A 25,525-nucleotide genomic window follows, 5' to 3' on the forward strand; every position below is an offset into this window, starting at 1 on the left:
CTTATCCGATGTTCGACAGTTTCAGCAGCAGGCGCAGGTCGTTGAGCAGGTCCTTGCCCTTGACCCGGGCGTCGTAGCGCAGCACCAGGTTGCCGTGGGGGTCGACGATCCACAGCTGGGCATCGCCGCTGCCTTGGGCGGCGGCGTCTTTGTTGAAGGTCGACAGGTCCAGGGAATAGCGTTGCAGTTGCGGGTATTCGGCCTTGAGTTTGGCGTCATACGCGGTGCTGACCGGCTGCGCACTAGCCAGGGCGTGGCTGGCGCGGGAGGCATCACGGCCCAGGCCGATCTGGAGTTGGCGTGCGAGGTACACCAGTTGCTGGCAGTCGGCGGCGCAGGCGGTGGGCGCGGTGACCAGCAGTTGCCAGCGGTCTTCGTCAGCCTGCACGCCAATGTCGGCACGGGTCTGGCCATTGCCGATCATCTCGCCGTGGTAACTGCGGCTGTCCGGCACCCAGAACTGCAATTTGTACATAAAGGTGGCGAGCACCATCGGGCCGACCACCATCAGCAGGATCAGGATCAGTTGCCAGCGGCCCTTGCGCCGATTGAGCGCTGCCGGCGTGTCAGACATGTTGAGTGGATTCATGGCCGCTCCCATGGCGCTTCTCCTTTTTTGTGTTGTGCCATCCGAGGTAGAGGTAAAGGCCGAACAGCGCCACCGCCATGGCGAACCACTGCACGGCATAGCCCAGGTGTTTTTCCGGGCCCATGGCGACCACGGGCCAGCTGGTTTCGAAAGTGCCAGGGCCCGCTTCAGCCCGCACTTCATGGGCGAATCCGCTGCGACCCAACTCGGCCCACAACGCCTCGGGATGCAGCGCGGTCAGCAATCGTGGCCACTGTGCGCCCGCCGGATCGGCATGCAACTGGAAGGTCTCGCCAGGCGCCACATAGACCCAGGCATCGAGATTCAGCAGTTGTTCGGGAGTGGTGAAAACCGGTGGTGCACGGCGGTCCGGCCAGGGCAGCCAGCCACGATTGAGCAACAGCCACTCGCCGCTGGCCTGATCATGGAAAGGTTGCAGTAGCTCCACACCGACCTTGCCGTCGCGAAAGCGGTTATCCAGCAACACGCTGTGCTCGGCATCGAACTGCCCGCGCAGATGCACACGACGGAACGCCGGATCTTCGGTGGCCTGCAGTTGCGTACTGCTCATGGGCTCGGCAGCGCGGCGCTCGGCGTAAGTGTCCAGCAGCGCCTGTTTTTCGTGACCGCGAGACAGCTGCCAAAAGCCGAGAAATACCAGTAACGGCAGCAGCACGAGTACCACCAGCGTCGGCGCAATACCGGGGCGAAAGGGTTTCATGGCATTGCCGCAGAGGTCGGTGCTGCGCTGGCTATACTGAATCTCATTGCTCGCCCCCTCCAAAAAAGAGCCCCGGAGCCCACCATGCTCAAAGCAGCCATTGCCCTGATGCTGATTGCTACCGTCGTGAGCCTGTTCAGTGGCTTGTTCTTCCTGGTCAAGGACGAGGGCAACTCCAACCGCCTCGTCACTGCCTTGACCGTGCGTGTGGTGCTGGCCGTGATCACCCTGGGGTTGATCACCTGGGGTTTCTTCAGCGGCCAGCTGGTATCTCATGCGCCCTGGTGAAACACCTCAAAGCACGTAAACGAAGAAAAACAGCCCGATCCACACCACGTCCACAAAGTGCCAATACCAACTGGCCGCCTCGAACCCGAACTGGTGTTCGTTGTTGAAATGCCCCTTCAGGATGCGCATCAGCATCACAAACAAAATGATCGTGCCGATGGTCACGTGGGCACCGTGGAAGCCGGTGAGCATGAAGAAGGTCGCGCCGTACACGCCGGAACCCAGGGTCAGGCCCAACTCCTTATAGGCATGGATGTATTCCTCGGCCTGAAACCCGAGAAACGCCCAACCCAGCAACACGGTGATCGCCAGCCAGATCTTCAGTGCGCCGCGATGGCCTTTGCGCAAGGCATGGTGGGCGATAGTGATGGTCACGCTGGAGCTGACCAGCAAGATCGTGTTGATCAGCGGCAAGCCCCACGGGCTGATGGTGCCCTTGGGCGCCGGAAACATTTTCGGGTCGGGATTGTTCAGCAGCGGCCAGGCAAATTCAAAGTTCGGCCACAGCATGTGCGCGATGCCCTTGTGGCCTTCGCCCGCCAACCACGGCGCCGACATGTGCCGCACATAAAACAGCGCACCGAAAAAAGCGATGAAGAACATCACTTCGGAAAAGATGAACCAGGTCATGCCCCAGCGAAAGGAGCGGTCCATCTGTGAACTGTACAAACCGGCGCGGCTTTCCTTGATCACCGCGCCGAACCAGCCAAACATCATGTAGGCCAGCAGCAAGCCACCGACGAAAAAGATCAGCGGGCCGTGGGATTCCGGGCGCGCGGCCTTCAAATCGTTGAACCAGGTCGCCAATCCGAACACCGTGATCAGCATCCCCAACGTAGCAATTATTGGCCATTTGCTTTGCGCTGGTACGTAGTACGTATCATGAGTCGACATGTATTCGTTCTCCTAATCGAGCCCGCAAGCAACGCCTAGCCGCCGGTATGGACAGCCACGGGCGGTTGGCGCGCGGTGATATCGAACAGCGTGTACGCCAGGGTCAAATGCTTCACATCCTTGGGCATGTCGCGGTCGACAATGAAGCGCACCGGCATCTCTATGCGCTGACCTGGCTGTAGCACTTGCTGGGTGAAGCAAAAACACTCGGTCTTGTGGAAGTACATCGCCGCCTCGGCCGGCGAAATGCTCGGCACCGCCTGGGCGGTCATCGCCTTGTCGGTGGGGTTGTAGGCCACGAACAGCATCTCGGTGACTGCGCCGGGATTGACCACCACCTCGTCGGCCTTGGAGTGGAATTCCCAGACCATATCGATGGCATTGGTGGACAGGAACTGCACCCGCACCTGCCGCGTCGGGTCCACCACCTGCTCGCCTTCGTACTGCCCGGCGGTCTTGCCATTGATGCCGAACGCCTTGCACATCACGTCGTAGATCGGCACCAGGGCAAACCCGAAGGCGAACATCGCCACCACCAGGATCAGCAGGCGCGTGACCAGGCGCTTGATAGGCACGGACTCAAGCATGGCGGCCACCTGCGAATGAATGTTCTGCGAATGGCCTTTCTGTGGGCGCTGGCTTGCCTGCGATGCTGGCAACTCGGTCGTTCAGGTACACCGAAGTGATGCCATCGCAGGCAAGCCAGCTCCCACAGGATAGGGAGGTGTTCATTTGACCTCCGGTGGCGTGGTGAAGGTGTGGTACGGCGCGGGCGAAGGAATGCTCCACTCCAGCCCTTCGGCGCCATCCCACGGCTTGGCCGGCGCAGGCGGGCCGCCACGGATGCACTTGATGACGATGAACAGGAAGAAGATCTGCGTCGCGCCAAAGGTGAAGGCACCGATGGAGGAGACCATGTTGAAGTCGGCGAACTGCAGGTTGTAGTCCGGCACCCGACGCGGCATGCCGGCAAGCCCTACGAAGTGCATCGGGAAGAACGCCATGTTCATCCCCACGAACGACAGCCAGAAGTGCAGCTTGCCCAGGGTTTCGTCGTACATGTGGCCGGTCCATTTCGGCAGCCAGTAGTAGGCCGAGGCGAAGATCCCGAAGATCGCCCCAGGCACCAGTACGTAATGGAAGTGCGCCACCACGAAGTAGGTGTCGTGGTACTGGAAGTCCGCCGGGGCGATGGCCAGCATCAGCCCGGAGAAACCACCGATGGTGAACAGAATCACGAAGGCCACCGCGAACAGCATCGGCGTCTCGAAGGTCAGCGAGCCTTGCCACATGGTGCTGACCCAGTTGAACACTTTCACGCCCGTGGGCACCGCGATCAGCAGCGTGGCGTACATGAAGAACAGCTCGCCCACCAGCGGGATGCCCACCACGAACATGTGGTGCGCCCACACGATGAACGACAGGAACGCGATGCTCGCCGTGGCGTACACCATCGAGGTGTAGCCGAACAGCGGCTTGCGCGAGAAGGTCGGGATGATCGAGCTGACGGCACCGAACGCCGGCAGGATCATGATGTACACCTCGGGGTGGCCGAAGAACCAGAACACATGCTGGAACAGCACCGGGTCACCGCCACCGGCGGCACTGAAGAAGCTGGTGCCGAAGTGGATGTCCATCAGCATCATGGTCACGCAGCCCGCCAGCACCGGCATCACCGCGATCAGCAGGAAGGCTGTGATCAGCCAGGTCCAGACGAACAGCGGCATTTTCATCAACGTCATGCCGGGAGCGCGCAGGTTGAGGATGGTGGCGACCACGTTGATCGCGCCCATGATCGAACTGATGCCCATCAAGTGGATGGCGAAGATGAAGAACGTCACGCTTTCCGGCGCGTAGGTGGTGGAGAGCGGGGCGTAGAAGGTCCAGCCGAAGTTCGGCCCGCCGCCGGGCATGAACAGGGTGGAAACCAGCATCAGGAACGCCGCCGGCAACAGCCAGAAACTGAAGTTGTTCATGCGCGGCAGGGCCATGTCGGGCGCGCCGATCATCAACGGAATCATCCAGTTGGCCAGGCCGACAAACGCTGGCATCACCGCACCGAACACCATCACCAGGCCGTGCATGGTGGTCATCTGATTGAAGAACGCCGGCTCGACGATCTGCAAACCCGGCTGGAACAGCTCGGCACGGATCACCATGGCAAACGAGCCACCAAGCAGGAACATGCAGAAGCTGAACCACAGGTACATCGTGCCGATGTCTTTGTGGTTGGTGGTCAGTACCCAACGCATCAGGCCCTTGGCGGGGCCGTGAGCGTGGTCACCGGCATGACCGTGGTCATCGATCACAGCGCTCATGGCCTTTCTCCTGCGAACGAGTGGGCGGGACGGTTCAGGGAATATGCAATGAAGGAAGTCATTTGCTTTCCGCCTGTTTCAGAGCCAGCACGTCTTTAGGTGTGACCATGTCGCCTTTGTTGTTGCCCCAGGCGTTACGTTCATAGGTCACGACCGCCGCGATATCGACTTCCGACAGTTGCTTGCCGAACGCCGCCATGGCGGTGCCGGGCTTGCCGAAGTACACGCGGTGCAGGTGGTCTTCCTTGGGCCCGGTGGCAATCGGCGAGCCCTTGAGCGCCGGGAACATCGGCGGCAGGCCCTGGCCTTCGGCCTGGTGACAGGCGACGCAGGTGGTGTGGTAGATCTTGTCGCCACGAGCCACCAGCTCATCCAGGGTCCATTCCTTGGAGGTCAGCTCCTTGAGCTTGGCGGCCTCTTCCTTACGCTCGCCGAGCCAGGTGTCGTAGTCGGCCTTGGATTTGACCTCCACCACGATGGGCATGAAGCCGTGGTCCTTGCCGCACAGTTCAGCGCACTGGCCGCGATAGATGCCGGGCTTTTCGATGCGGGTCCAGGCCTCGTTGACGAAGCCGGGAATCGCATCACGCTTCACCGCAAACGCCGGCACCCACCAGGAGTGAATCACGTCCGCAGCGGTCACCAGGAAACGCACCTTGGCGCCCACCGGCAACACCAGCGGCTGGTCGACTTCCAACAGGTAATGCTCGCCTTTGACGGCCTGGTTATGGATCTGCTCGGCGGGCGTGGCCAGGTTGCTGAAGAACTCGACATCCTGGCCCAGGTATTTGTAATGCCACTTCCACTGGTAGCCGGTGACCTGGATATCGATATCCGACTCAGTGCTGTCGTAGATGTTGATCAGCGTCTTGGTGGCCGGAATGGCCATCGCCACCAGGATCAGCAAGGGCACCACGGTCCAGAGAATCTCCACCGTCGTACTCTCGTGGAACTTGGCTGCCACCTGTCCCGTGGAGCGCCGGTGAACGATCATCGACCAGAACATCGCGCCAAACACGACGATGCCAATCGCCACACAAATCCAGAAAATGGTCATGTGCAGGTCAAACACGGCGTGACTGACTTCAGTGGCCCCTGGCGCCATATTCGTTGTCCAGGCGGCTTGCGCCTGGCCGAATACTGACCACAACAGGAGGCCCATCCAAACATGTGGATGTCGCGTCATTGCGGGTTCCCCTTATCATTCTTGTTATCCCGCCGGTTTGCACCTGCGGCCAAGGGAGCGGCTTCCATACTGCTTACAACCGCCAGGCCTTGCCTGCTCATGCAGTCGGGCGTCATCAGCTAATTGCGTACAAAATCGAGTATAGACAGCGACCGCCACCCCGCAATGTGAACGGGCAAATGAACGAAAATGAGGAAACGGACCACACAACAGGACCGGTGGCGCGCGTTATCCGACGAACGATGGCAATTTGATATAACGCCAGCGCATAACCATGAAATAATTATGACAAATGCGTCTTAGGCTCTCGTATAAACGAGCTACCTTATGCTCTCCCTATTTCCTACGCCTGCATCACTGGAGCTTTCATGAACACCGCCGCATTGCGCGAGCAGATTTCCCGTGCCCATCAACACGAATCCAGCACTGGCCAGCTTGCTCAGCAGCTGGAAGTCCAGTTACCGCACCTGCACCCGGCGATTTCCGTGCCTGACGTCGACGCCAAGGGCGTGATGACGCGTTTTGTAAGCGCCTACATCGACCAGGTCCCCGATCTGCTGGACGCGGCCAACGATGTCGCCCGCGAAGCCGGTATTGAAAGCCAGATCAAACCGGTGCTGAAAATCGCCGAGCATTTCTTCCTGCAGCCGCCGGCGATCCTGGCCGGGCATGAAGGCCTGGACGGTTTGCTGGATGAGGCTTACCTGGCGCATCGCCTGGTGGAAGAGGTCAACGATCTGTATATCAAGCACTTCGGCCAGCCGTTGATTCCGCTGGATACCACTGTGGCGAACGTGATTGCCCACCAATTGATCGGCGAGGCGTTTGCCAATCAGCTGGATGAGGCGGTGCACCACGCGGTGGATGAGATGCTTAACGAAGAGAGTTTTGCGCTGGAGTCGGTCGAAGCCTACCGCGACAAGCTCAAGAGCCCGGACACGGAAGCGGCGTGGAAGCGCTGGCCGTGCCTGTCGCGGCAGTTGGGCGTGGGTCTTGAGCTGGACCAGCCAGCTTAGATTTGCCGGCTTGCAAAGATCCAATGTGGGAGCGGGCTTGCTCGCGAAAGCGGTGTATCAGAAACACATTCAGTGACTGACACTGCGCCTTCGCGAGCAAGCCCGCTCCCACATTTTGATCCGGTTTCGTCAGCCAACAGACGGCGCCGAGCCTATTCCGGTCGTCGTTCTTACCCGCCCCTCCAACCTGCGCTTCAACCCCCGCGCCTCGATCATCAGCTTCGAGCCCTTGGCCGCATTGGCCCGACCCCATTCCTCCAATAGTTCAAGGCAGGAGTGGTCGATATAACTCAGGTTACTGAGCGGCACATGCAAGGTGGTCCCGGCGGGCACCGTCGACAGCACCTGGGTCAATGCAGGCACCTTGAGAAAGGTCCCGGCCCCCGTCAATCGCAGCTCCATCTCGCCCTCCTGCGGCAGGTCGATCAGGCTTATCTTCAAGCGTGAGGCCTTGAACGCCAGCTTCACCAGCGTCAACCCGAAGCCCACCAACACACCCGTCAGCAGGTCGGTAAAGATGATCGCCAGCGCCGTCGCCGCGTAGGTAAACATCGGCATTCGCCCGTAGCGCGCCAGGCCACGAAACGCCTTCATGTCCACGAGCTTGATCCCGGTGTACACCAGCACACCCGCCAGGCTTGCCACCGGAATGCTTTGCAGCACACTGGACAGCAACAGCACGAACGCCAGCAGCCACAAGCCGTGGAACATCGCCGACAAACGCGTGGTAGCGCCGGCCTGGACGTTGGCCGAACTGCGCACGATCACACCGGTCATCGGCAGGGCGCCGACCAGGCCACACAGCATGTTGCCCACGCCTTGTGCCGACAATTCCTTGTCGAAGTCGGAACGCTGGCCACTGTGCATACGGTCGACTGCCGCCGCCGAAAGCAGCGTTTCAGCGCTGGCGATAAATGCCACGGCGAAGGCCGCGATCAACAGATTGGGATCCGCCAGGTTAAGCAGGTCGCTGGGGCGCAGCCAATCGATGGCATCCGCGAGATTTTCCGGCACCTCCACCCGCTTGACCTGCAACGCCAGCACCAGGCTGGTGACTGTCGCCAAACCCACGCCGAGCAGGGCGCCGGGGACGAAGCGCAGCTTTTGCGGGCGGAACTTGTCCCACAGCCACATCACCATAATCGTCGACAGCCCGAGCAAACCGGCCTGCCAGCCGAGCCCGCCGCCCAATGTGGGGATCGCCTGGATCAGTGCCGCAGGGAAGCCGGCAAGGTTATCCAGCCCCGAGGGCTTTGGCACACCGTCGAGCATCACGTGTACTTGCGACAGGACAATCAGCACCCCGATCCCCGCCAGCATCCCGTACACCACTGCAGGCGCAGTCACGCGGAACCAGCAGCCCAGGCGCAAACGCCCGGCCACCAATTGCAGGAAGCCCGCCAGCAACAGGATCGGCCCGAGCATGGCCATGCCATGCTGGCGAACCAGTTCGAACACCAACACCGCCAAACCTGCCGCCGGACCGCTGACTTGCAACGGCGACCCCGCCAGCCAACCGACCACCAGGCCACCGATGATGCCGGTGATCAAGCCTTTGGCCGGAGGCATTCCGGACGCGATGGCGATCCCCATGCACAGCGGCAGGGCGACCAGAAACACAACCACGGAAGCCAGCAGCTCCCGTGGCAGCACAGCTTTCAATTGAGCAGCACGCATAATGACTCTCCCGAGGCATTCGCCGGGCGTGGCAAGGCCTGGCTGCTCGAACGGCAGCCATCGCGTTACCCGACAGGGGATTGTTTTAGAAGCGCGCTTTAGGCGTCGCGGATGGAATCGGCTGGGTACCGTTCAAGGGCAGGAACGCTGCCTGATCCGCATCGTAGGCCCTGATTTCGCTGGTCTCGATGTCGTAGACCCAGCCATGGATAAACAAATGCCCGTTGGCCATGCGCGAGGCCACGGAGGGATGAGTGCGCAGGTGCTGCAGTTGGGCGATCACGTTTTCTTCGGTCAGCACGTGCATGCTTTCGTGTTCGTTGGCGCAATCGCAGTTGTCCTGGACCATGGTCTTGGCGACCTCGGCGTGGCGCAGCCAGGCCTTTACCGTGGGCATTTTTTCCAGGCTTTGGGGGTTGAGCACCGCGCGCATGGCGCCGCAGTCGGAGTGGCCGCAAATGATGATGTGCTGCACACCAAGGGCCAGTACCGCGTACTCGATAGCCGTTGAAACACCGCCGTTCATCTGCCCATAAGGCGGCACGACGTTACCGACGTTACGGGTCACGAACAAATCCCCAGGGGAGCTATGGGTGATCAGCTCGGGAACAATGCGCGAGTCGGCGCAGGTAATGAACATCGCCCGCGGGCTCTGGGCCGTGGCGAGTTTTTTGAAGAGCTCTTCCTGCTGGGGGAAGATCTCGTTATGGAAATGCAAAAAGCCTTCAACGATGTGCTGCAGCGCTGCATCGGCGGATTCCGCCTCGTGAGGGGCTGAAGCCGACGCAGCCAACGGCTGTTTATCCTTGTCACTCATAATTCATCCTCTTGGTTGGAGCAGGGGAGTTTTCCAGTGCGGCCGGCGCCCAAACTGAAGCGCCGACTCATTAGTCACTCGATGAACAAGGTACCCGCCGAAACTTAACTCAAACTGAATGAGCCGCTCTAGATCGGGGCTTTCAGTGATATCAAAACGCGACTATTCCTACAGAAAAGTACGCTTATCCAGCAGTTTACAATAATGCCATCTGTCTGCCCGGCGGACAAAACGCCGTGCAATCCAGATTAAACCCTTCCCGCCGGTTGAGCCCCAATCGTTTGATCGCCTTGGCGAAACGTTGCGCCAGCAAATCGGCAAACGGCCCTTCGCCACGCATGCGTACACCGAAGCGGCTGTCGTAGACCTCACCGCCGCGCACCTGCCGCACCAGGCTCATCACATGGGCCGCGCGCTGCGGGTAATGGGCCGCCAGCCATTCCTCAAACAGCGGCGCCACCTCCAGAGGCAAACGCAGCATCATGTACGCCGCGCTTTGTGCCCCCGCGGCATGAGCTTCGGCCAGCAGGCTTTCCAGCTCGCTGTCGTTGATCATCGGGATCATCGGCGAACACAGCACGCCCACCGGGATCCCCGCCTCACGCATCACCCGGATCGCCCGCAGCCGGGCCTTGGGTGCAGCCGTGCGCGGTTCGAGGATGCGCTTGAGTTCATCGTCCAGGCTGGTGAGGCTGATCATCACCGCCACCAGCCGCTGCTGCGCCAGCTCGGTCAGCAGGTCGAGGTCCCGCAGGATCAGCGAGCCCTTGGTAATGATCGTCACCGGATGACGGTAGCGCAGCAGCACTTCGAGGGTTTGCCGGGTGATCTTGTACTCGCGCTCGATGGGCTGGTACGGGTCGGTGTTGGAGCCCAGGTTGATCGGCGCGCAGGTGTAGCCCGGTTTCGACAGTTGCTGCTCAAGCACGTCGGCGGCGTTGGTCTTGGCGATCAGCTTGGTTTCGAAGTCCAGCCCCGGCGACAGGTCCCAATACGCGTGGCTGGGCCGCGCATAGCAGTAGATACAACCATGCTCGCAGCCGCGATACGGGTTGATCGCCCGGTCAAACGGGATATCCGGCGAGCTGTTGCGGGTAATGATGGTTTTCGCGGTTTCGATACGGACTTCGGTGCCCTGGGTCTGTGGCACTTCCTGATACCAACCGTCGTCTTCCGCCACGCTGACGGTGGGCGCAAAACGGTTGTGCAGGTTGGTGGCCGTGCCGCGCCCGCGAGGCGGCAAAGGGACATTCATAGTCAGACCTCATAAACTGTATCCATATACAGTATTCGAGAAGATCGCTTTTCACCAGCACCACTGGGCGGCGCGGTCTAGCATCGACCTTCGCACGAACGGAATGACACCTTCCTACATGTAACCAAACAAGAAATAAATCGCGACATATGTGACATGGATAAAGTTATTAACACATCGCTATGATCACAACTTAACTCATTACCACCTACAGGATATTTATGTCTCAGGATGAACTACGCTTTACATGCGAAGACTTTGAAAAAGATAACAGCCCGGAAGTATTAATGGAGCGCTTTACCGACGGTAAACTGTCCTACGCCATGTATGCCTCTTCCTCCAACAGGGACGGGCACTACGACACCACATCCTCCACCACCGACCTGGATAACGACGGCGACTTCGATGAACAGGACAAGACCATCTTCCTGAACATGGCGAATAGCTTTGTAAAAACCTGCGCCCCTCGATAATTGATCGGCTAGTTGCCAGGCTTATATATAAAACTATAAACCTGGCAACTGACACTACTTCTCTGAAGTTTGATCAGCTTCGGTAGTTACTGCATCTTTTCGCAAGTCTTTCACTTGCGAAGCCTTTACAGTCTCTCCCTTATTACCCCAACTGTCCCGAACGAAACTGACGACATCCGCCACTTCCTGATCCGACAGCCGCCAGGCAAACGCCGGCATGGTGAAGGTCGAAGGTGCCGTATGCGTCGCCGGCAACGTGCCGCCGTTCAACACGATGTTGATCAGCGACGTCGCATCCGCCGTCTGCAATACCGGGTTGCCCGCCAGCGCCGGGAACACGCGGGTGTAGCCGTGGCCGTCGGTACGGTGGCACGCCGCGCAGTTGTCGATGTACACCGAGGCACCCGGCTTGCTGTCATCACCCTTCCACAGCGCATCGGCGACCTGCTTGTCGTACTGGTGCGGCTGATCCTTGGGATCCACCGCCGGCAAGCTCTTGAGGTAACGGGCGATAGCCGTCAGATCCTCTTCCGACATGTACTGCATGCTGTGGACCACAACGTCGCTCATGCCGCCAAACACCGCGCTGCGATCACTGCGCCCGGTCTTGAGGAATTGCACCAGTTGGTCTTCGCTCCAGCTACCCAGGCCGTCCTTGTGGTCGCCCCGCAGGCTTTTGGCAATCCAGCCTTCCAGCGGCGCACTGCCGGACAGGAAAGCGCTGCCATCCGACGCACTCAGGGATTTTTCCTGCATGGTCAGGGCCCGTGGTGTGTGGCAAGCGCCGCAGTGGCCGAGGCCTTCCACCAGATACGCGCCACGGCTGATCACCGGATCGGCGCCCGCCTGGGCCTTGTAGTCCTCGACCTTGGGCGCAAACATCCAGCGCCATCCGGCCAACGGCCAGCGCATGCTCAACGGCCAGGGAATGTCGCTGTCCTTGTTCACCTGCGCCACCGGCTCCACGCCCTTCATGAAGTACGCGTACAGCGCCTGCATGTCGCTTTCGCTGACCCGCGCGTAAGACGGGTAGGGCATCGCCGGGTAAAGCGTACTACCGTTCTTGGCGACGCCATGGCGCACGGCCTGGTCGAAGTCTTCGAAGCTGTAGTCGCCCAGGCCGGTTTTGTCCGGGGTGATGTTGGTGGAGTAGATGGTGCCGATCGGGGTTTCCATCGGCAGGCCACCGGCGAACGGTTTGCCGCCCTTGGCGGTGTGGCAGGCCACGCAGTCACCGGCGCGCGCCAGGTATTCACCCTGTTTGACCAGATCGGTTTCAGCCGCACTCACCGAGCAGCTGCTGAACAAAGCCAGGGACGCGATAACAAATGCTTTCATGGTCATCGCTCCTTATGCCTGAACCAGTGGGCCGGGGTTTTTCAGGTACTGCTCGCGAATTGCCCGCGCCGACCAGTAGGTCAGCGCCGCCACCAGGCCCGTAGGGTTGTAGCCCAAGCCTTGTGGGAACGCGGAAGCGCCCGGGACAAACACGTTGTGTACGTCCCAGCACTGCAGGTAGCGGTTCAAGGCACTGGTTTTCGGGTCGGTGCCCATGATCGCGCCACCGTTGAGGTGGGTGGTCTGGTAGGACGCGGTGTTGAAGTGCTCGCCCACCTTTTTGCCCAGCAAGGCAATCGCCTTGGGGTTCATCGCTTCGGCGATCTTGCTCATTTTTTCGACCATGAAGCGGTTCATCTTGATGTCGTTTTCCTGCCAGTCGAAGGTCATGCGCAGCAGCGGCAGGCCGTAGGCATCGCGGTAAACCGGGTCCAGGTCGAGGTAGTTGCCACGGTAGGATTGGTGGGCGCCATGGGCATCCATCGACACCTGATGGGTGTAGTAATCAGCCGTGGCGCGCTTCCACGCACTGCCCCAGGCCGGCGTGCCCGGCGGGTTGGAGGTGCCCGCAATCGGCCGGCTGCCCGCCTGGTTGACCCACATCGGCGAGCCGCCCACAAAGCCGTGCGGCCCATGGTCGAAGTTGTCGGCGTTGAAGTCATCGACCGCCACGCCATTGCCGCCGGCACCGATGAAGTTGTTGGTGTGCACGTCCTTGTCGAAGAACGCCTTGATGGTGGCCATGTTCTGGTAGGCGAAGTTGCGGCCCACCACGCCCTCACCGGAGATCGGGTCGTAGGGTTTGCCGATGCCCGACAGCAGCATCAGGCGTACGTTGTTGAACTGGAAGGAACCGAGGATCACCAGGTCCGCCGGCTGCTCGCATTCCCGCCCCTGGGCGTCGACATACGTCACGCCGGTCGCCTTGCTCCTGGTGCTGTCGAGATTGACCTTCAGCACGTGGGAATTGGGCCGCAGTTCGAACTTGGGTTCCTGGCGCAAGGCCGGCAGGATGTTCACGTTCGGCGAAGCCTTGGAATACATGTAGCAGACATAACCGCTGCAGAAGCCGCAGAAGTTGCACGGGCCCATCTGGGCGCCGTAAGGGTTGGTGTACGGCCCCGATGTATTCGCGGAAGGCAGGTTGTAGGGCTTGTACCCCACGGCCGTGGCGGCCTTCTGGAACAGCTGTGCAGAGACGGTGTTCTTCTGCGATTCCAGCGGGAAGTGATTGGAGCGATCCGGTGCGTAAGGGTTGCCGCCCTTGCCTTCGCCCACCAACTGGCCCTTCACCGTCCAGGCTTGCCCGGAGGTGCCGAAGACTTTTTCGGCATAGTCGAAGAATGGTTCCAGCTCTTCATAGCTGACGCCGAAATCCTGGATGGTCATGTCCTTGGGAATGAAGTTTTTCCCGTAGCGCTCTTCGTAATGGCTGCGCATGCGCAACTCGATCGGGTCCACCCGAAAGTGCACGCCGGACCAGTGCAGGCCTGCACCGCCGACACCGTTGCCAGGCAGGAAAGCGCCCAGTTGGCGGTTGGGCATCGCCACGTCATTCACGCTATGGCGAATGGTCACGGTTTCCTTGGAGATGTCCTGGAAGAGCTTTTTACGCACGCTGTAGGTCAGTTCGTCGATGACCTGGGGATAGTTGCCGTCCGGGTAGGTGTCCTGCATCGGGCCGCGCTCCAGCGCTACCACGTTGAGGCCAGCTTCCGTCAGCTCCTTGGCCATGATCGCGCCGGTCCAGCCAAAGCCGACAATCACTGCATCCACTTTCTTCATGATGGTCGCCACGTTTACGCCCTCTCGCCACGGATCGAAACAGCCGGGAAGGGGTATTGCTCGTTGCGTTCAACCCAATCCATGAAATCGGCGCGGGCGCCGGGGAAGCCGATCATGGTCCAGCCGACCATGCCTTTGTTGCCACCGTGGACCGGGTCGCAAAAGAACCCTTCCTTGGTGTTTTGCAGCAACAGATTGAAGAAAATCTTCGGCGGGACGCTGTCGAACTGCGCGTCGCCGGCCTCCAGGCGCTGCAACAACTTTTCCTGGGTAGCGCTGTCTTGCTCGGCAAATAGCTTACCGTTCATCGCTTTCGACCAGGCATCCGTGGCAGCAATGCCCAGGCGATAGATCTCCTTGGGCACCAATTTGCTCTGCCAGCCCATTTCAGGCGGCGCGTCGGCATTGAACGGGCCTTGCATGAACCACAGGGCGCCAGCCGCGTACGGCGTGTTCATCTGACGGTCGATATATTCCGGCGCACCGGCTTCCAGGGCGCCTGGGCCCTGGTCGTCCGCCGGGATCAGGCGCGCAACGGCCGCGTTGATAAAGGCCCATTCCTCGCCAGTGAAATAGCTCGGCTCATAGGCCTTGCTGCTGACGGGCGCCTTCTCCGGGCTGGCTTGAGCCGGTTCGGGAACCGCCATCAGCATCGAACCGCCCAGGCCCGTGCTGGCGACAGTGACCACGGGGATCAAGGTCAAGGATTTGCGTAAAAACTCACGCCGGGGGTTGTCTTGATCTTGATCAGACATGGTGGCACCTCATCATGTGGTCACGGATTTATCAGCCGCTTCGAGGAACGACTTATAGTTTTGGCAGTAAATGGGATCCAAAGGACCCAACGGGATAGAACACAGCAGCAATCAATAGTTACAAAGGATAGCAGGCTAAGGATTGGGGAAAATCGTTTCAGCGCGAAAAAATCTGCCCGGAGCCGGCTTATTCACGATTCTTTGACGAGTACCTCACACGGCATTGACCCCCTGTAGGCGAATCTGGGCCCCATCAGCCCCTTCCCTATTCGGTTACATCGCGCATGTTCAAGAATCAATTGCTGCCTGCCGTCAGCCTCGTGTTCATGGCGCTGTTCACCACCGCACCGTCCCAGGCCGAAGAGCTCACGCCCATTCGTTCGTTGGAATGGGCCCAGCCGGTGGGGAATCAATACAACCTGTATCAGATGACGCCCACGCTCTATCGCAGCGCGCTGCCGGATAGCGGTGCTGTTCCTGTATTGGAAAAGCTCAAGATCGGTACGGTGATCAACTTTCTGCCCGAGTCCGATGCCAAGTGGCTGAAATCACCCGGTATCAACCAGGTGCAATTGTCCTATCGCACCAACCATGTCGATGACGCCGATGTGCTCGCAGCGTTGCGCGCGATTCAGGATGCCGAAGCCAACGGCCCGGTGCTGATGCACTGCAAACACGGCTCCGACCGCACGGGCCTGATGGCGGCGATGTATCGGGTGGTGATTCAGGGATGGAGCAAGGAAGACGCGCTGAACGAAATGACCTTGGGCGGCTTCGGCGCCAGTAGCGGCTTCAAGGACGGCGTTCGCTACATGATGAAGGCGGATGTCGACAAGTTACGCACTGCACTGGCCAACGGCGAATGCAGCACCAGCGCCTTTGCGCTGTGCTCGATGAAAAGCTGGCTGAATACCGCGGACAACGCCAAAGACCCGGCCGAGGAAAAAACCGCCTGGGTGGTCGCTCCCTGAGCCATCAACCCAGGGAGCGCTTCACGGTCAGTCTTTTTTCAGCTTCGGATTAGGGAAGAACTGCACCGCCTGCACCTTGGGGTCCGGTGCTTTCAACGCCGACGTATTGACCCGCGTACCCAATTCCTTGGGCACTGACAGACCTTGTTCATTCAACGTGTCGGAATAGCCGCAAGCCACGCATTCGCGGTGCGGAACATCGTCCTCGCTCCACATCATCAACTTGTCCGGCTCGCTGCACGCCGGGCAGACTGCCCCGGCGATAAAGCGTTTTTTGGTTTTCACAGGTGCTTCACTCATGCTGCCGCGTCCTCACTCAGGCCGCTGTGGCGCAAGAGTGCGTCAATCGACGGCGCCCGTCCGCGGAAATCGACGAACAGCACCATCGGTGCCTGGGAACCGCCACGGGCCAGGATCGCCTCGCGAAACGCTCGGCCAGTCTCGGCATTGAGTACGCCATCTTCTTCGAACTTGGAAAAGGCATCGGCCGACAGCACTTCCGCCCACTTGTAGCTGTAGTAACCCGCGGCGTAACCGCCAGCGAAGATATGCGCGAAGCTGTTGGGGAAGCGGTTGTAGGCGGGCGGACGCATCACCGACACCTCATCACGCACACCTTCCAGCACCTGCAGCACGCTGCGGCCATCGCCGTGGGTGGCGTGCAGCTCGAAGTCGAACAGCGAGAACTCCAACTGGCGAACCATCATCAGGCCGGACTGGAAGTTCTTCGCCGCGAGCATTTTTTCCAGCAAGTCCTGTGGCAGCGGCTCACCGGTTTCATAGTGACCGGAAATCAGCGCCAGGCCTTCCGGCTCCCAGCACCAGTTCTCCATGAACTGGCTCGGCAACTCCACCGCATCCCAGGCCACGCCGTTGATGCCGGACACGCCGGCGTGCTCGACACGGGTCAGCAGGTGGTGCAGGCCGTGGCCGAATTCGTGGAACAGCGTGGTCACTTCATTGTGGGTCAGCAGGGCAGGCTTGCCGCTGTCGGCCGGGGTGAAGTTGCACACCAGGTTGGCCACCGGGCTTTGCAGCACGCCATCAACCGTGCGGCGACGGTCTCGGGCGCCGTCCATCCAGGCACCCCCACGCTTATTGGCGCGGGCATACAGGTCGAAAAAGAAGCGGCCGACGTGCTGGCCGTTTTCCTTGATTTCGAACAGGCGAACATCCGGGTGCCAGGTGTCGAAGCCTTTCTGCTCGGCGATCTCGATGCCATACAGGCGTTGCACGATGGCGAACAGGCCGCTGAGTACCTTGTCGATCGGGAAGTAGGCGCGCAGGGCTTCCTGGGAAACGCTGTAACGCTGCTCACGCAGTTTTTCGCCGTAGAAACCGCTGTCCCAGCTTTGCAGGTCCGCGCAGCCTTGTTCGGCGGCATAGGCCTTGAGCTGTTGCAGGTCCTGGGTGGCAAACGGCTTGCTGCGCTTGGCCAGGTCACGCAGGAAGCTCAGCACCTGGTCGCTGGACTCGGCCATTTTGGTGGCCAGGCTCAGCTCGGAGAACGAGGCGAAGCCCAGCAGTTGCGCCAGCTCCTGACGCAGGTCGAGGATCTGTTCCATGACCGGGCCGTTATCGTTCTGACCGGCATTCGGGCCTTGGTCCGACGCGCGGGTGCAGTAGGCTGCGTAGATTTCTTCACGCAGGGCGCGGTCGTGGGCGTAGGTCATCACCGCGTAGTAGCTCGGGAATTCCAGGGTGATCAGCCAGCCGTCGAGGCCCTTGGCCTGGGCAGCCGCAGCCATTTGCGCCTTGGAGGAATCGGTCAGGCCGGCGAGGGTTGCTTCGTCAGTGACGTGCTTGGTCCAGGCCTGGGTGGCATCGAACAATTGGTTGGAGAACTTGCTGCCCAGTTCGGAGAGCTTGCTCTGCACTTCGGCATAACGCTTTTGCTGCTCAGGCGGCAAATCGATACCCGACAGACGGAAGTCCCGCAGGGAGTGTTCCAGGATGGTTTTTTGCGCCACGTCGAAGCCGGCGGCTTCCGGGCTGTTGGCCAGGGCGTCGAAGGCCTGGAACAACTCGCGGTTCTGGCCCATCTCGGTGGAGTAGGCGCTCAGTGCCGGCAGGCACGCCTCGTAGGCTTCCCGCAGTTCGGCGCTGTTGCACACGGCATTCAGGTGGCTGACCGGGCTCCAGGCGGCACCCAGGCGGTCATTGAGTTCGTCCATGGCCAGGACCAGCCCGGCCCAGGTCGGATTTTTACCCTGGCTTTGCAGGATGCCTTCGATGGCGACGCGGTTGTCGGCGAGGATCTGTTCAATGGCCGGCTGCACGTGCTCGGCACGGATCGCCGAGAACGGCGGCAGGTCGTAGGACTGCAGAAGAGGGTTGTTCGCGCTCACGGTTGGCACCTTGGCTGAAGAAACATGTAAGAACAAAGATGGGGCCATCTTAATTACAATCAACGCCCACCGCAGCTATCAGCAGAAGAGAGAGAGCCTATCGTGACCCTTCGCACCTACCAGAATCACACGCCGGCCCTGGCCGCCGGGGCTTTCGTCGATGCATCGGCGGTGGTGATCGGCGACGTCGAAATCGGCACCGACAGCTCGGTATGGCCGCTGACGGTGATTCGCGGCGACATGCACCGCATCCGCATCGGTGCGCGCACCAGCGTGCAGGACGGCTGCGTGCTGCACATTACCCACGCAGGCCCCTTCAATCCTGATGGTTTCCCGCTGCTGATCGGCGACGATGTGACCATTGCCCACAAGGTCATGCTGCATGGCTGCACGGTAGGCAGTCGGATCCTGATCGGCATGGGCAGCATTGTGATGGACGGCGCCGTGGTGGAAGACGAGGCGATCATCGGCGCCGGCAGCCTGGTGCCGCCGGGCAAGAAACTTGAGAGCGGTTTTTTGTATGTTGGCAGCCCGGTTAAACAAATCCGCCCGCTGACTGACAAGGAACGGGCATTTTTCACCTACAGCGCCGCGAACTACGTAAAGCTCAAAGACCTGCACCTGGCCGAAGGCTTCGACCAATGACAAGGACACCCATGCATTACCAGACCGTTTTGTTCGACCTCGATGGCACCCTCACCGACCCGCGCGAAGGCATCACCCGCTCGATCCAGTACGCCCTCGCCAAACTGGGGATCGATGAGCCGGACCTGACCAAACTTGAGCACTTTATCGGCCCGCCGCTGCTGCAAGCGTTCATGCAGTTTTATGGCTTCGACGAAGCCAAGGCCTGGGAGGCGGTGAATTTCTACCGCGAGCGCTTCAAGGTCACCGGCCTGTACGAAAACCGCGTGTTCGACGGCGTGATGCCGCTGCTTGAGGAATTGAATGGCCAGGGCCGCCAGCTGTATGTAGCCACGTCCAAACCTTGGGTATTTGCCCGGGAAATCGCCCGGCATTTTGATTTCGCCAAGCACTTCAAGGTGATCTACGGCAGCGAGCTGGACGGCACGCGCACCAACAAGGTCGAGTTGATCGCCCACCTGATGGCGCAAGAAAGCCTGGACCCGGCCAGCACCTTGATGATTGGCGACCGCAAGCACGACCTGATCGGCGCCCGCAGCAATGGGCTGGACTCAGCGGCGGTAGGTTATGGGTTTGGCAGCCATGAAGAGCTGAGTGCCGAGGCGCCGACCTGGCATTTCGAAACGTTGGCCGAGCTGCATCAGGCGTTTTTGCAACGGCCTTGAATGCGCTATCGCAGGCAAGCCAGCTCCCACATTTGATCACGGTCGGCCAAGACAACTCAGTCAAATGTGGGAGCCGGGCTTGCCCGCGATGAGGCCCTACCGGCCAACCACTTGCCCGGATCCCTCCAACGCCCTCAGGGCCGCCTTGCGCTGATCCACCGGCAACCCGCCCAGCTTCTCCACCGCCACAAAGAACTTCGGCCAATCCCCGCCTTCCTGCCGGAACAACGCGACGAACGCCGGCACCCACTGGTCATACAGCCCAAACGGCAGCAACCTTGCGTTGTTCATCGGCAGGTTGACCCAGGCGTCATAACGCTTGTCGCCACCCCACTGGCTATCGCGCATGTGCCGGTAGTCACTGCGCAGGCGCTCGAATTCAGCGGCCTTGGCCTGGCGCATGGCATCTGCCGTCAGCGGCTGCGCATACAACTGCTCCAGGCGTTTGCGGGTATCGAGCACCAGCCGGGTGAACTGGTCGCGCTGTTTCAGCGCTGACTCGCTGGCAGGCGGCAAGCCTTGGGCTGCGCGCCATTGCCGGGTACCTTCCTGCTCGACGAAGGTGGCGTACGACTCGTTGAACTCGGTGTCGTCCTTCACATAAAACCGCTGGTGCGCCAGCTCATGAAAAATCAGCGTGGCCAGGCGCTCGTCCCCCCAGCTCATCATCGAACTCATGATCGGGTCGTTGAACCAGCCGAGGGTGGAATAGGCCTCCACGCCGCCAATCGACACATCCATCCCTTGCTGCTTCAACAAAGCCGCCTGGCCGCGTGCGGCGCCCTGGTTGTAGTAGCCGCGATAGGCCACGCAACCGGCAATCGGGAAGCAGTGGGTTTGCGGGGACAGGGAAAATTCAGGCGTGGCGAACACGTTCCAGACCACGTAAGGACGGCCGATATCGGCATACAGCCGGTAACTCTGGTTATCCGGCAGGTGCAGGTGTTCGCTGGCGAAGGTGCGGGCTTTCTGCGATTGCGCCAAGTGCTCGCGCAGCACCTGTGGCCGGGACGGGTCGGCGACGACCGCGGAGACTGGCTCCCGGGCACGCAGCAATTGCCATTGGCCGTCTGCCAGTTGGCTGTAATAACTGACGCTGGAACAGCCACTGAGCAACAGCAGCATCAAGCCGGGAAGCAAACGCCTGACCATTCAAACCTCTCGCCGGTAACCATCCCGCCAGACTATCTCGCCTGTGGGGAATTTTTCCATGGCGTGGCGTGTTTATACTCATAGGGAGCGTGCTGCCGAACGCAGCCGTTCAAAAAACCATTCCTACAGTTGAGTGCTTAACATGCGTCAGCTACTGCTTCCCGTCGCCGCGATTTTTCTCAGTGCCTGTGCGTCGACGCCACTACCGCCGGTTGATCCACACCAGGCCTGGGTCGACTTCGCTACCCCGACACCCGGCGCCAAGCTGGTAATGGCGCAACGCCTGGACGGGAAAAACCTGAACGACGGACGCTTCTTCCAGGTGCCGCCTGGCAGCCATGAGCTGATGGTGCGTTTTGATTTCGAGGTGCCTACCGGCGGTAGTTTCGGCGGGTTTGGCCAAACCACTGACCGTACCTGCTTCATGACCCTGCAATACGACCGTTTCGAGGCGGGCCAGCGCTATCGCCTGGAAGGGCGCTCACTGGGCTACAACCCGAATATCCGGCTGTACAACAAAGCGGGTCAATTGCTGGCCGAAGAACGTAGCGTCAACTGCATCTGATCAGTCGTTGTTCTTCTGGTAGACGATGGCTTTGGTGCCATTCTCACAGCTGCCGACAACCATGGCGCTGTCGTGCTTGTCAGCTTCTTCCTTGGTGACGATTTCGAGGGTGTAGGACGGAACGGCATTCGCCTGGATTTTGACCTCGATCTCCTTCCTGAGCTCTTCACAATCTTTTGGCGCCGCCAGCGCCGACGTGGCCAGTGCACAGCAGATAACCGCCAAGGCAATACGTTTCATGTGTGAAGCTCCCTGAATGCACGCGCACGGGTGTGCGCTGAGTCTGCAATCGGCTATTCGACCACATTTGCACCTGCAAGGGCGAGCAAGCTCACCCCTGCAAGGGGGTTGCATCAACTAACCAGCGTGCCATCCAGGGTAATGGTTGCATTCAGTACCTTGGACACGGGGCATCCTTCCTTGGCCTTTTTGCTCAGCTCATCGAACTGCGCCTGGCTGGCGCCCGGGATCTTCGCCTTGAGGGTCAGGTGCACGGCAGTAATCGCAAAGCCACCGTCCACTTGGTCCAGGGTCACTTCGGCCTGGGTGTCGATGCTGTCGGCCTTGAGCCCGGCATCGCCGAGAATCATGGAAAACGCCATGGAGAAACAACCGGCATGGGCTGCGCCGATCAGTTCTTCAGGGTTGGTGCCCTTGCCACCTTCGAAACGGGCCTTGAAGCCGTAAGGCGCTTCACGCAGAACGCCGGTTTCGGTGGAAATGGAACCCAGGCCAGTCTTCAGGTCGCCTTCCCAATGCGCGGATGCTTTTTTAACAATACTCATAGCGGTCTCCTCGAACGGTGGTGTTGCGTCAGTAAGGGTTCTGAGGATAGACGCCACGGCAAAGTTCATCTTGTCGGAGAAACCTAGCGATTAAGTAGGAAATTTCACCATCGCTATTGAATCTCGGGTATATGCCCTCATTGCATAGGACATGCACATGAAGCGGCAGGTTTTGGTTCGTCTAAGAAGCCTGCGCCCCCATTGGAGAAGCAGGCTTATGAAATCGCTGTCCGACGTAAAGTTCTCGACCCTCGACCTCGTGCCCGTGCGTGCCAACGGCAGCCCGGCGCAGTCGCTGCGCAATTCCCTGGACCTGGCCCAGCACGTGGAAAAATTCGGCTACAACCGTTTCTGGGTCGCCGAACACCACAATATGGACGGCATCGCCAGCTCGGCGACCTCGGTATTGCTGGGTTACCTGGCCGGCGGCACCTCGACGATCCGTGTCGGTTCCGGTGGCGTGATGCTGCCCAACCACGCGCCGTTGGTGATCGCCGAGCAGTTCGGCACCCTGGAAAGCCTGTACCCGGGCCGCATCGACCTGGGCCTTGGCCGCGCACCAGGCTCCGACCAGATGACCGCCCGCGCGCTGCGCCGTGAACGCTCCGGCAGCGCCGATGATTTCCCGGAAGACGTGGCTGAACTGATGGCCTACCTCGGCCCGCGCACTCCGGACCAGCGAGTGATCGCCGTACCCGGCACCGGCACCAACGTCCCGGTATGGCTGCTGGGTTCAAGCCTGTTCAGTGCGCAACTGGCAGGCGAACGCGGTTTGCCTTACGCCTTTGCCTCACATTTCGCACCGCGCCTGATGCATGAAGCGATTCGCGTCTATCGCAACCACTTCAAGCCTTCGGCCGTGCTGGACAAGCCCTATGTGATGCTCGGCATCCCGCTGGTGGCCGCCGACACCGATGAGCAAGCCGACTACCTGGCCACCTCGGTGTACCAGCGAATTCTCGCGCTGATGCGTGGGCAAAGCCTGGTGCAGCGCCCGCCGGTCAAGACCATGGACGGCCTGTGGCTGCCCCATGAGAAAGACGCCGTGGGCAGTTTCCTCGGCCTGGCCATGGTGGGCAGCCCGCAGAAGATCCGCGCCAAGCTGGAAGTGCTGGTGGAGCAGACCGGCGCGGATGAGCTGATCTTTACCTGTGACCTGTACGAGCACGCCGACCGGATTCATTCCTACGAGCTGCTGGCGCAGGTCATGAAGGGCTGAATCCAGGAGTGAGGCGGGACGCAGAGCATCCCAGGCTTCATTCCCACGCGGAGCGAGGGATCGCAGGCATAAAAAAACCGACGCACTTGCGTCGGTTTTTTACGTCTGCAACACGGGATCACCCGCGCTTGTAGGCGATTTCCTTGGTACCGGCTTCACAGCTGCCGACAACCGTGTGGTCACTAGGTGCAGCACCTTTGTCCACGATTTCCAGGGAGTAGCCCGAAGCGCCTTTAGCGTCGATTTTCGCCGCAATCTCGCTTTTCAGCTCTTCACAAGGCTTGCCCGCCGCCAGGGCCGTGCCCGCAATGCTCAACAAACCTACCGCCAACAAAAAGTTCTTCATCCGTCACTTCCTTGGGTTGATCGAAAGGAAGCACGCCGACGCTCGTCACGTCGACGTGCCTAAAGGTTGTAGCGGAGTTTATGGCAATCGGCCAGCGCGCAAGTTCAACCGGCTCAATCAACTACTGGCAATTCGGAACCCCACCTTGAGGGTGACCTGGAAATGCGCAGCCTTGCCGTCCTTGATGTGGCCACGGGTTTCGGTCACTTCAAACCACTCCAAGTGCTTGATGCTCTTGCTGGCTTCAGCCAGGGCATTGTTGATGGCCTCCTCGATGCTGGTCGCGGAAGAGCCCACCAGTTCGACTTTCTTGTAGGTGTGATGATCACTCATAAGTTTTTCTCCTGGGGTCGTTAATCAAGACTAGCAGTGAATTCTCGTACTGCTTCTGGCGGCTATTGCGATGTGAAAGTTCAGATTTACTGCACTTTCTGAAACCGCCGCAGTCGGAAACAACACACGCCACTCAATCACTCCAGGAGAGCCCACATGGCCAACACCTCTTTACGCAAAGCGTCATTGGAAAGCATGGAAGCCGAGATTTCGAGCCTGCTCAAATCTTTGGAAAGCCTCAAGGACGATGCGTCTGACGAGTCGCGCAAAACCCTGAAGGCCCTGAAAAGCAATGCCGAGAACGCTCTCAAGCATTCCCGCCACCTGATCAGCGATGCCTACGAAGAAAGCAAAGTCAAAATCCGCGAAACCGGTGTTGCAACACGGGACTACGCGCAAGAGCATCCATGGACTACCGCCGGTGTTGCCGTCGGCGCGCTGGGTTTGCTGGCGGCTTACTTGCTGTGCAAACGCGGCGACTAAACGTCCTGGCGCGCAAGCTCAGCCTTGAGCCACTGCGCCAGTTGCCCGGCGCGCCCATCTGCGGCGCGCTTGGGTAGCCACAACGCCAGTTGCGCCGGGGTTTCACTGAAACTCCACGGCGCAACCAGGCGACCCGCTCGCAGGTCCTCTGCCACCAGCGGCTCAGGCGCAATTGCTACCCCCAGCCCGGCCACCGCCGCCTCCAGCAAATAATACAAATGCTCAAACCCCTGACCGTACTTCAACGCGCCAGCGTCGATCCCATGGTGCTGCGCCCAGCTGGGCCAGGCTTGCGGGCGTGAGGTAGTGTGCAACAGGGCCTCATTCAGCAGCGCCTCGGGAGGCGCCTGGCGCAATCGCTCGTAATGGGCAAAACGCGGGCTCATGACCGGGCCGATGCGTTCGCTGGCCAATTCGTACACCTGCATATCCGCCGGCCATGGGGGTTCGGCGAACACCAGCAGCGCGTCCAGGCCGGGGCGACGCGGGTCAAGATCGCCTTCACCCGCCGACAGATGCAGGCGCAAATCCGGCAACTCGGCGTTCAGGCGCCCCAGACGCGGAATAAACCAGCGCGCCAGCAGGCTGCCGGAGCAGCCGAGCACAAACGGCGCATCGGCACTGCTTTGCGTGAGCTCGGCGCAGGTGTCCCTCAGTCGCTCGAACGCCTCGAAACTCGCATCCCGCAGACGAATGCCGGCATCTGTGAGTTTGAGGCCGCGCCCATCCTTGGCGAACAGGCTGACGCCGAGGTGTTCTTCCAACACCTTGAGCTGCCGGCTGACCGCACCATGGGTCACATGCAGTTGCTCAGCGGCCTGGCTAACGCTGTTCAGGCGCGCAGTCGCCTCAAAAGCGCGCAAGGCATTCAGCGGTGGGAGGTCTCGGCTCATCTGTGAGT

Annotated in this window: 29 protein-coding genes; 9 read left to right on the plus strand and 20 right to left on the minus strand. The window is 60.3% G+C overall.

Features of this window, described 5'->3' with window-relative positions:
• Position 1: 1 nt before the first annotated feature.
• On the minus strand, positions 2–601 hold the full coding sequence (locus HX805_RS01605; RefSeq protein WP_177116536.1) for a hypothetical protein: 600 nt from the start codon (positions 599–601) through the stop codon (positions 2–4).
• A complete protein-coding gene (locus tag HX805_RS01610; protein WP_177116537.1) occupies positions 567–1,310 on the minus strand; it encodes an SURF1 family protein in 744 nt (247 codons plus the stop codon). Before HX805_RS01610 ends, HX805_RS01605 begins: the two co-directional genes overlap by 35 nt.
• An 84-nt stretch (positions 1,311–1,394) precedes the next feature.
• Here HX805_RS01610 and HX805_RS01615 point away from each other — a divergent pair, with 84 nt between their 5' ends.
• Positions 1,395–1,598, plus strand: coding sequence for a twin transmembrane helix small protein (locus HX805_RS01615; protein ID WP_010168612.1), 204 nt, complete (start codon positions 1,395–1,397; stop codon positions 1,596–1,598).
• A 6-nt stretch (positions 1,599–1,604) separates the two neighbouring features.
• Here HX805_RS01615 and HX805_RS01620 read toward each other — a convergent pair whose 3' ends face one another.
• The 4 genes from HX805_RS01620 to coxB all read right to left on the minus strand — a co-directional run bounded on the left by HX805_RS01620 (position 1,605) and on the right by coxB (position 5,996).
• Positions 1,605–2,492: a cytochrome c oxidase subunit 3 gene (locus HX805_RS01620; RefSeq protein ID WP_003214849.1), complete on the minus strand. Its 888-nt coding sequence runs from the start codon at positions 2,490–2,492 to the stop codon at positions 1,605–1,607.
• Between the two features lie 35 nt (positions 2,493–2,527).
• Complete coding sequence (locus tag HX805_RS01625) at positions 2,528–3,079, minus strand: cytochrome c oxidase assembly protein (RefSeq protein ID WP_102367829.1); 552 nt, start codon at positions 3,077–3,079, stop codon at positions 2,528–2,530.
• 141 nt (positions 3,080–3,220) lie between these two features.
• Positions 3,221–4,810: a cytochrome c oxidase subunit I gene (gene ctaD, locus HX805_RS01630; RefSeq protein WP_008439614.1), complete on the minus strand. Its 1,590-nt coding sequence runs from the start codon at positions 4,808–4,810 to the stop codon at positions 3,221–3,223.
• A 58-nt stretch (positions 4,811–4,868) separates the two neighbouring features.
• Positions 4,869–5,996, minus strand: a complete 1,128-nt coding sequence (gene coxB, locus HX805_RS01635) for a cytochrome c oxidase subunit II (protein ID WP_003214854.1) — start codon at positions 5,994–5,996, stop codon at positions 4,869–4,871.
• Positions 5,997–6,364: 368 nt separating this feature from the next.
• Here coxB and HX805_RS01640 point away from each other — a divergent pair, with 368 nt between their 5' ends.
• Positions 6,365–7,012 (plus strand): hypothetical protein, encoded by a 648-nt coding sequence (locus tag HX805_RS01640; RefSeq protein WP_003214855.1) that lies wholly within the window; start codon positions 6,365–6,367, stop codon positions 7,010–7,012.
• A 129-nt stretch (positions 7,013–7,141) separates the two neighbouring features.
• On the opposite strand, the gene HX805_RS01645 is transcribed toward HX805_RS01640, so the two are convergent.
• From HX805_RS01645 to HX805_RS01655, 3 genes are all read right to left on the minus strand, one after another.
• Positions 7,142–8,689 carry a SulP family inorganic anion transporter gene (locus HX805_RS01645; RefSeq protein ID WP_008439613.1) on the minus strand — a complete coding sequence of 516 codons (1,548 nt, stop codon included), beginning with the start codon at positions 8,687–8,689 and terminating at the stop codon, positions 7,142–7,144.
• An 85-nt stretch (positions 8,690–8,774) separates the two neighbouring features.
• Positions 8,775–9,506 (minus strand): carbonic anhydrase, encoded by a 732-nt coding sequence (locus HX805_RS01650; RefSeq protein WP_003214859.1) that lies wholly within the window; start codon positions 9,504–9,506, stop codon positions 8,775–8,777.
• A gap of 196 nt (positions 9,507–9,702) precedes the next feature.
• Positions 9,703–10,761: a PA0069 family radical SAM protein gene (locus HX805_RS01655; protein WP_003214861.1), complete on the minus strand. Its 1,059-nt coding sequence runs from the start codon at positions 10,759–10,761 to the stop codon at positions 9,703–9,705.
• A gap of 221 nt (positions 10,762–10,982) precedes the next feature.
• On the opposite strand from HX805_RS01655, the gene HX805_RS01660 reads away from it, so the two are divergent.
• Positions 10,983–11,234: a hypothetical protein gene (locus HX805_RS01660; protein WP_087694556.1), complete on the plus strand. Its 252-nt coding sequence runs from the start codon at positions 10,983–10,985 to the stop codon at positions 11,232–11,234.
• Positions 11,235–11,288: 54 nt separating this feature from the next.
• Here HX805_RS01660 and HX805_RS01665 read toward each other — a convergent pair whose 3' ends face one another.
• Genes HX805_RS01665 through HX805_RS01675 form a run of 3 tightly spaced genes read right to left on the minus strand, consistent with a single transcriptional unit; the run spans position 11,289 to position 15,112 of the window.
• Positions 11,289–12,572, minus strand: a complete 1,284-nt coding sequence (locus HX805_RS01665; RefSeq protein WP_177116538.1) for a cytochrome c — start codon at positions 12,570–12,572, stop codon at positions 11,289–11,291.
• 12 nt (positions 12,573–12,584) lie between these two features.
• Positions 12,585–14,369 carry a GMC family oxidoreductase gene (locus tag HX805_RS01670; RefSeq protein ID WP_003214867.1) on the minus strand — a complete coding sequence of 595 codons (1,785 nt, stop codon included), beginning with the start codon at positions 14,367–14,369 and terminating at the stop codon, positions 12,585–12,587.
• 2 nt (positions 14,370–14,371) lie between these two features.
• Positions 14,372–15,112, minus strand: a complete 741-nt coding sequence (locus tag HX805_RS01675; protein ID WP_177028118.1) for a gluconate 2-dehydrogenase subunit 3 family protein — start codon at positions 15,110–15,112, stop codon at positions 14,372–14,374.
• A gap of 284 nt (positions 15,113–15,396) precedes the next feature.
• Here HX805_RS01675 and HX805_RS01680 point away from each other — a divergent pair, with 284 nt between their 5' ends.
• Positions 15,397–16,083 (plus strand): tyrosine-protein phosphatase, encoded by a 687-nt coding sequence (locus HX805_RS01680; protein WP_102604429.1) that lies wholly within the window; start codon positions 15,397–15,399, stop codon positions 16,081–16,083.
• 27 nt (positions 16,084–16,110) lie between these two features.
• On the opposite strand, the gene HX805_RS01685 is transcribed toward HX805_RS01680, so the two are convergent.
• Both HX805_RS01685 and prlC read right to left on the minus strand, forming a co-directional pair.
• Positions 16,111–16,383, minus strand: a complete 273-nt coding sequence (locus tag HX805_RS01685) for a YheV family putative zinc ribbon protein (RefSeq protein ID WP_003214872.1) — start codon at positions 16,381–16,383, stop codon at positions 16,111–16,113.
• Positions 16,380–18,431 (minus strand): oligopeptidase A, encoded by a 2,052-nt coding sequence (gene prlC / locus HX805_RS01690; protein ID WP_371317066.1) that lies wholly within the window; start codon positions 18,429–18,431, stop codon positions 16,380–16,382. Before prlC ends, HX805_RS01685 begins: the two co-directional genes overlap by 4 nt.
• A 102-nt stretch (positions 18,432–18,533) precedes the next feature.
• Here prlC and HX805_RS01695 point away from each other — a divergent pair, with 102 nt between their 5' ends.
• Positions 18,534–19,076, plus strand: coding sequence for a gamma carbonic anhydrase family protein (locus tag HX805_RS01695; RefSeq protein ID WP_177116540.1), 543 nt, complete (start codon positions 18,534–18,536; stop codon positions 19,074–19,076).
• Between the two features lie 11 nt (positions 19,077–19,087).
• On the plus strand, positions 19,088–19,741 hold the full coding sequence (locus HX805_RS01700; RefSeq protein WP_177009008.1) for an HAD family hydrolase: 654 nt from the start codon (positions 19,088–19,090) through the stop codon (positions 19,739–19,741).
• A gap of 96 nt (positions 19,742–19,837) precedes the next feature.
• Here HX805_RS01700 and HX805_RS01705 read toward each other — a convergent pair whose 3' ends face one another.
• Complete coding sequence (locus HX805_RS01705; RefSeq protein ID WP_177020349.1) at positions 19,838–20,893, minus strand: aminopeptidase; 1,056 nt, start codon at positions 20,891–20,893, stop codon at positions 19,838–19,840.
• A 142-nt stretch (positions 20,894–21,035) separates the two neighbouring features.
• Here HX805_RS01705 and HX805_RS01710 point away from each other — a divergent pair, with 142 nt between their 5' ends.
• The gene (locus tag HX805_RS01710) at positions 21,036–21,458 is read left to right on the plus strand and encodes a hypothetical protein (protein ID WP_032899915.1); all 423 of its coding nucleotides are present in this window, start codon (positions 21,036–21,038) and stop codon (positions 21,456–21,458) included.
• On the opposite strand, the gene HX805_RS01715 is transcribed toward HX805_RS01710, so the two are convergent.
• Positions 21,459–21,698: a DUF1161 domain-containing protein gene (locus HX805_RS01715; protein ID WP_003214887.1), complete on the minus strand. Its 240-nt coding sequence runs from the start codon at positions 21,696–21,698 to the stop codon at positions 21,459–21,461. It abuts the gene before it with no gap.
• 113 nt (positions 21,699–21,811) lie between these two features.
• Positions 21,812–22,243, minus strand: coding sequence for an OsmC family protein (locus HX805_RS01720; RefSeq protein ID WP_008439587.1), 432 nt, complete (start codon positions 22,241–22,243; stop codon positions 21,812–21,814).
• 217 nt (positions 22,244–22,460) lie between these two features.
• On the opposite strand from HX805_RS01720, the gene HX805_RS01725 reads away from it, so the two are divergent.
• Positions 22,461–23,462, plus strand: coding sequence for an LLM class flavin-dependent oxidoreductase (locus tag HX805_RS01725; protein ID WP_087694564.1), 1,002 nt, complete (start codon positions 22,461–22,463; stop codon positions 23,460–23,462).
• A gap of 118 nt (positions 23,463–23,580) precedes the next feature.
• On the opposite strand, the gene HX805_RS01730 is transcribed toward HX805_RS01725, so the two are convergent.
• Positions 23,581–23,808 (minus strand): DUF1161 domain-containing protein, encoded by a 228-nt coding sequence (locus tag HX805_RS01730; RefSeq protein ID WP_003214893.1) that lies wholly within the window; start codon positions 23,806–23,808, stop codon positions 23,581–23,583.
• A 117-nt stretch (positions 23,809–23,925) separates the two neighbouring features.
• Positions 23,926–24,141 (minus strand): dodecin, encoded by a 216-nt coding sequence (locus HX805_RS01735; protein WP_008439585.1) that lies wholly within the window; start codon positions 24,139–24,141, stop codon positions 23,926–23,928.
• 156 nt (positions 24,142–24,297) lie between these two features.
• Between HX805_RS01735 and HX805_RS01740 the strand changes: the two genes are divergently transcribed.
• The gene (locus tag HX805_RS01740) at positions 24,298–24,624 is read left to right on the plus strand and encodes a YqjD family protein (protein WP_003170746.1); all 327 of its coding nucleotides are present in this window, start codon (positions 24,298–24,300) and stop codon (positions 24,622–24,624) included.
• Here HX805_RS01740 and HX805_RS01745 read toward each other — a convergent pair.
• Positions 24,621–25,517, minus strand: a complete 897-nt coding sequence (locus HX805_RS01745) for a LysR family transcriptional regulator (protein WP_177116541.1) — start codon at positions 25,515–25,517, stop codon at positions 24,621–24,623. The genes HX805_RS01740 and HX805_RS01745 overlap by 4 nt on opposite strands.
• Positions 25,518–25,525: the final 8 nt, after the last annotated feature.

The organism is Pseudomonas sp. G5001 (genome assembly GCF_013385475.1).
Classification (GTDB): Bacteria; Pseudomonadota; Gammaproteobacteria; order Pseudomonadales; family Pseudomonadaceae; genus Aquipseudomonas.